The following is a 6,154-nucleotide window of genomic DNA, read 5'->3' as shown; positions in this document are numbered from 1 at the left end:
TTGACATACTCCGTTAACCTAAGCATGGGAGTCACCCCCCATGCAAGGCTTCAGAACCGGACGTGAAAGTTTGCCTCACATCCAACTCCTCTCCAAATTGACCCTTGTCATGGGTACTACGTTGAGTAGAAAGGTTGCGCTTATCACCGTGTATCTGGTCGTGACAGTGTAGGTGGACAGCAACTAAATTTTCAAACCGATTATCCCTGTGATTTCCATTTTTATGATGGATTTCTATCAGGTCATCTGGATGAAAATTTAGTCCACAGCGATCGCATTTTCCTTTTTGTCTCTTAATGGTTGTAGTAACCTTCTTTGAGATTCCAGGATATTCGCCTTTACCTTGGCGACCATATGTCCAGTTTCCATCGTAGGGTGACGCTTCACCCTTAACTTTGATGTGCCGGGTAATCTTGGTATTGGTATGTTTTGGCCAAACGAGTTTATCGTTGCCAAAAGTCCAATTTTTGTGTTTCTGAATCTGCCAGTATTTCCTGGCAATCCATTTACCCGGCTTCTTAGGATGCCTGAACTTACCCCAGCTTCGGAAGAGTTTCCAGAATAACTTGTGGTCGAGTTCTTCAAATGCTTCGTTGCTACAAACCGAACCATAGTAATTACACCTACCTGTAATTATTGGAATCAGTTGCGAGATTAACTCATCTTGGGTCGCACTTCGGCATTGAGTAATTTTCTTTGCCAGATGGCGATAGTGAGTTTTCACTTGCGCAGCTGCTGGTCTGACGAGTGTCTTGAAACCCGTTTTAACTTTGTTGTTCTTGCCACAGTTGTTTTTACCCACAGGGAAAGAACGGATATTAAATCCAACGAAGTCGAACCCCGGTTCTTGATTGCCCTCAATTTTGTTGAGGGTATGAGTGATTCTGGTTTGGCTTGGTTTCAATTCAAGGTCTAACTCGGCTAACCATTTTGAAGCTATTTCCTGGCATTTTTCTATGGCTTGTCTATCAGGGTGCACCATGACAAAGTCATCGGCATACCTAATGATTTGGGGTTTCCATAGGTGCGATTTCCCGTCAATTTTTACTTTGGTGGGAAAGGCATTTTTGATTGTGGTTTCTAGACCGTGCAGATCTACGTTAGCTAATAAAGGTGAAATCACGCCGCCCTGCGGGGTTCCTTCTTCTGTAGGAAAGAGGTTTCCTTGGTCTATCACCCCTGGTTTAAGCCAGTCTCGTATGACTCGCTCAAAGAGAGGAAATGTGTTTAGCTTCAAAACCAGTTTTTGATGGTTGATTTTGTCGAAGCATTTAGCGATATCTGCGTCCAATACGTATTTGGCTTTTTGGCAGAAGGCAGTATGAATTGCTTCCACAGCATCCTGTGTAGACCTTCCTGGTCGGAAGCCGTAGGAGTTGGGTTCAAACAAGGCTTCCCATTCTGGTTCTAATGCCAGTTTGAGTAGTGCTTGAGTTGCTCTATCTCTGATTACCGGGATACCCAAGGGTCGTTTTTCGTCTTTTCCGGGTTTTGCAATCCAAACCCTGCGGGTTGGTAGTCCACTGGCTTCTATTTCCAGTGTGTTAACCATTTCGATGCGCTGTTTGGGCGTGAGAAATTTAATTCCGTCAACTCCGGCGGTTTTCTTCGCTTGGTTTTCTTGGGTAACTCGCCTGACGGCGAGGCATTTCGCTCCCCAGGATTTCGTCAATAGTCTTTGCAGACGATGGACTTTTTTGACATTTCCACTCTTCGAGGCTTGATAGATTCTATGTTGGAGCTTGAAGACTTTAACCTGGATTTTCTTCCAGGGTAAATCCTTCCATTCATACCTAATCGTTAGCGATTGGCTCATAACATGTTAACTCTACTAATTGACTCTATCCTTCAACTTGTAGTGGCTACGTCTGCTTATCCTTGGTATTACCCAAGGCGTTTGCTTCTTAGCCAATCCTTCCTTCTAATTGCATCCGGTTGATACCTACTCAAATCATCGACCTTATTTGAGGGCGAAGTAGAAGGTTATCCCGTTCCTGTTATTCGTTTGATGTTGGTTTTAGGATGTCACTGTCTACCGGGTCATACTTTGAGGGTGAAAATTACTGCGGTTGTAGCAGTAACCTCGGATAACCGTTACCTTTTGGTCTGGCTTGTCAGTCTCTTTTAGCCAGTTGCCTTTCACGACAGATTAGTGTGACGAGAGCTTGTGCTATCCATCACCAACTCTGTTAGGTGGGATTCTGGATGAGACTTCCAGTTACCATCGTTTATCCCCGCTTCATCCGTTTGATAATCAGTCGCTCAGATGGGGGCTATACTGTCACCTTGTCACCACAAGGGGTAGGAATTACACCTACACGAATAACAAGTTGTCAAGGTACAGTTTTGGAATGTTTCGGCATTCCTTGCGTAGGATTTGCCGCCAATCCTTGAGTATTGCTACTCATTTCTGGCTCACGGGTCGCACCCAGCCTGAAGGCGTGGGGATTCTTTACGCTTCATTGGGTTTTGCTACCGAAGTAGTCTTACAATCCCTCGACGTACATTTAAGGTCGTGCCGATGCCCCATGCCGACCATTTCTATATTTTTGGCTGCATTTTCGTCTCTATCCTGCTGAGTGCCGCAATTGAGACATAGCACTGAACGAACGGATAGATCCAATTTGCCCCAACGATATCCACAACAGGAGGTAGAGTCGATGGGGAAATCACTTTCCCCACCTCTGTTGCAAAACCGAACGTGAAGCTTTCGCTTCATTCGGCTTCTCTTTGGCTTAGCTTCTGCCACAAGTACCATAACTACCATCGTTGGCAGTTTTTGCATCGTGGCAATGTCGATGAAGTAATTGGAGATTATCATAAGAGTTTTTTCCTCCTTTTGATTTGGGTTCTATGTGGTCTATCTCTATTACGTCATCTTGTCTAAAGTAGTGACCGCAGCACGCGCATTTTCCTTTCTGTTTCTGAAGTAGCTTTGCAACTCTTATTGGTATCTCTGGGTGTTTTCCTAATCTGGTTGCCCAATAGGTATAATCCCCATCATAGGGACTTCTGGCACCTTGCACTTTTATGTACCTTGAGATTTCAGTTTCGCCGTGTTTGGCTAATTTTAATCCCTCCGTGGTGCAGAAATACCAGTTGTCAGTCCCTACTGAGATCCAATATTTAGAGAAAGTTTCATGCTTATTACTTTTACGGCATCGCCGGATAGCCCATCTTCTTAGTTTTTGCCATACCAGATAATCCATTTTAGCAAAGATTTCTTGGCTGACTACATGGGAGTAGTAATTAGACCATCCTTTTATTATTGGATTTAGTTCGAGTATTAATTCGGACTGTTTCCTGTTTTTATGTTGGTCAATTACTAAACCTAACTTTTGTTGATCTGCTTTCCTTTTCTCCTTACTTGGGGTGATGAGCGTGTTAAATCCTAGACTTTTCCCTTGCGAGTTTTTGGCACTTCGATAGTTACCTGTTGGATATTGCCTGATATTAAATCCTAGAAAATCAAAACCTTTGTTTCCATTTAGCTCTATGAGCGTATGGCAGATTCTGGTTTGACTGGGTTTTAACTCTAATCCCATTTGGGTCAGCCATTCGGATATTACTATTTGACACTTTTTAACTACTTCGATGTCTTCATGTATGCAGACAAAATCATCTGCATATCTAATTAAACTGATGGATCTCTTCAGAGATCTCGGCCTTACCTTAAATCCTTTTATATGGAGCGATTGAACGAATTATTCGATTAGCTTTTCTAACCCGTGTCAGGCTATATTTGCTAATAAAGGTGAAATTACACCACGTTGTGGGGTTCCTTCTTCAGTCGGAAATAATTGTTTTCCATCCATCACTCCCGATTTAAGCCATGCCCTAATTTGTCGTTGCATTTTGGGGAAGCTGTTAATCTTTTTGAGAAGTGCTTGATGATTGATTTTGTCGAAGCATTTAGCAATGTCCGCGTCGAGTACATATTTGGCTTTTTGGCCAATTTGAATGAATATTGCGGCTATTGCGTCATGGCAACTTCTGCCTGGGCGGAATCCATCAGAGTTTTCCTCAAATACGGCTTCCCATTCAGGTTCGAGAGCTAATTTAGCCAGGGCTTGAACTGCCCTATCTCTCATAGTGGGTATTCCTAGTGGGCGTTTTTCACCATTTGGTTTTGGTATCCAGACTCGACGAGTCTTTTTACTTTTACCGTTGAGTTTTAATTCCCTTGCAAGTTTGAAACGTGCTACTGGGGATAGGGATTTGATTCCATCCACTCCTGCCGTTTTCTTACCTTGATTATCCTGTGTTACCCTTCGAGTAGCTAATAGCTTTGCTGACCATGAGTTAATCAGTGTCTTTTGAAGTCTGCGTACAGCTTTAGTATCACCACGACTCTTGGCTCTGTAAAAAAAAAATGCGCTTTTGTAACTTGTAGACGTTCCTTTCTATTATTTTCCAGTTGATTTCTTTCGATTGGATGTTAAGATTTCTTCCGGTGTATACTGGGATGTCGTCTATCCATTCCACCCTGAACTCTGGTTCGGTATTAGACATATACATTACTAATCACACCTTTACTATCTAAGTCAAAGTGTCTGCGTCAGCATATCCTTCCTGTTACAGAAGGCTTTGGCTTCTTAGACAATCCTTCCCCCAGAATTCTTATGGATGGTTTCCTACTCAGACATCGACCTTTCTGAGAGATTAGAGGGGGTTACTTCGTTCCAAATTACCTTTTGTTTGAGTCCTTAGAGTTCCATTTTCCACCGAGTTTATTGGTAGCGTATGTTGGTCAAGGCTGCAATTGCCAACGCCTTAAGTATCTTTGCCTTTTGGCTTGGGCGATAACTGTCGTAGCCCATTTAGCCTCACGATGGTTCAGACATGGATTCAAGCTTTCGCTTTTACTCATAGACTCTTGCTCGGTAGGGTTCCGCGTACAGTTCGCGGTTACTACCTTTCTATCCCGCTTTACCGCTTTGATGACCATTCACCGCCGTAGGGATAGTGCTGTCACTACTACGCCTATAGGGTAAGACTTCCGATTTCTAGGTTACTTTCGGTCACTTACAAGGTAATTTAGTTGTCATCTGTAAGGGATTAAAGTGCGAACTCAATCCTTGCTGGATTACCCTACAGAAGCTAACCGTCCCCCGATTGCTCGGTTTAGGTTAAACGAATCGCACACAAACTTGGCTAGTTGGCTCCCATCGGCTGATGACAATAAATTCGCGATCTAGCTTTTGGGATTTTGCCGATAAGAGGACTCGGAATTCTCGCCACCCTTGCATGCTGATTGCTCGCGCCAATTTGGAATTTTTTAGCAAGCCGGATACATTCAAATCTTCTAGTGCAATAACTTGGTTTTCGTTTACCACACGAGTCGATAGCTTGTGCAGAAAGTCTCTCCGATTGTCCGCAATTTGGTTGTGCAGCTTAGCAATTGAAATGCGAGTTTTTTCGCGACGATTTGAGCCTTTCTCCTGACGAGCCAGCTGGCGCTGCTTGCGACGAAGACGTTTGTCCAACTTTGAATAATTAGGACTTTCAACCTTCTCGCCAGTACTTAGGGCTGCAAATGTTTTTAGCCCCAAATCAATTCCTACAGATGCGTTAATTGCGCCAATCCTAGAGGGATTAATTTCAACAACAAAGCTAAGAAAATAGCGATTAGCACAGTCTTTAATCACCGTTACGGAATTAGGCTGAGACGGCAGATAACGCGACCAAATTGGTTTAACGTTGCCAATCTTGGCAAGATAAACCTCTTCACCTTTGATGGAAAAGCTGTTTAGCGTAAACCGCGCCGCCTGACGACCTGTTTTCTTTTTGAATTTAGGCAAGCCGACTTTTTTACCTTTTCGTTTCCCGTTGCGAGAGTCGAAAAAATTTTTGTAGGCCACGCCTAAATCAGCAACAGACTGCTGCAACGGAGTTACAGAAACACCGCTCAACCATTCCCGCGCAGATCTCCTCTTGGCTTGAGTAATTACAAGTTTTTGTAAATCGCCATTTTTAGGTAGCTTTTGGGACTGTTTGCAGATTGCCAATGCATCGTTGTTGAACTAAGCCAGAGCGTCACCTCTCTGACTCGTCTTCAGAACCGGACGTGAGACTTTCACCTCATCCGGCTCCTCAGTTACTTGGTGCTTGTCACCCATACCAACCATATCCTGAGCAGTTTTTAAGTCGTGGC

Annotated in this window: 3 protein-coding genes and 2 pseudogenes; 1 reads left to right on the top strand and 4 read right to left on the bottom strand. The window is 43.6% G+C overall.

The window, feature by feature from the left end; translation table 11 throughout:
* Nucleotides 1-31: 31 nt before the first annotated feature.
* Nucleotides 32-1,816 (bottom strand): group II intron reverse transcriptase/maturase, encoded by a 1,785-nt coding sequence (locus tag ACE1CM_RS34935; protein WP_374883493.1) that lies wholly within the window; start codon nucleotides 1,814-1,816, stop codon nucleotides 32-34.
* Nucleotides 1,817-2,205: 389 nt separating this feature from the next.
* Between ACE1CM_RS34935 and ACE1CM_RS34930 the strand changes: the two genes are divergently transcribed.
* On the top strand, nucleotides 2,206-2,394 hold the full coding sequence (locus ACE1CM_RS34930; protein WP_374883492.1) for a hypothetical protein: 189 nt from the start codon (nucleotides 2,206-2,208) through the stop codon (nucleotides 2,392-2,394).
* Nucleotides 2,395-2,452: 58 nt separating this feature from the next.
* Here the strand turns inward: ACE1CM_RS34930 and ACE1CM_RS34925 are convergent.
* The 3 genes and pseudogenes from ACE1CM_RS34925 to ACE1CM_RS34915 all read right to left on the bottom strand — a co-directional run.
* Nucleotides 2,453-2,650, bottom strand: a pseudogene (locus ACE1CM_RS34925) (zinc ribbon domain-containing protein); the annotation flags it as partial.
* Nucleotides 2,651-2,735: 85 nt separating this feature from the next.
* Nucleotides 2,736-4,512: pseudogene (gene ltrA / locus ACE1CM_RS34920) on the bottom strand (group II intron reverse transcriptase/maturase).
* 617 nt (nucleotides 4,513-5,129) lie between these two features.
* Nucleotides 5,130-6,008, bottom strand: a complete 879-nt coding sequence (locus tag ACE1CM_RS34915) for an RNA-guided endonuclease InsQ/TnpB family protein (RefSeq protein WP_374883491.1) — start codon at nucleotides 6,006-6,008, stop codon at nucleotides 5,130-5,132.
* Nucleotides 6,009-6,154: the final 146 nt, after the last annotated feature.

Origin of the sequence: Microseira sp. BLCC-F43 (genome assembly GCF_041929235.1) — a bacterium.
GTDB lineage: Bacteria > Cyanobacteriota > Cyanobacteriia > Cyanobacteriales > Aerosakkonemataceae > Microseira.
This window is presented reverse-complemented; position numbering and strand designations above follow the sequence as displayed.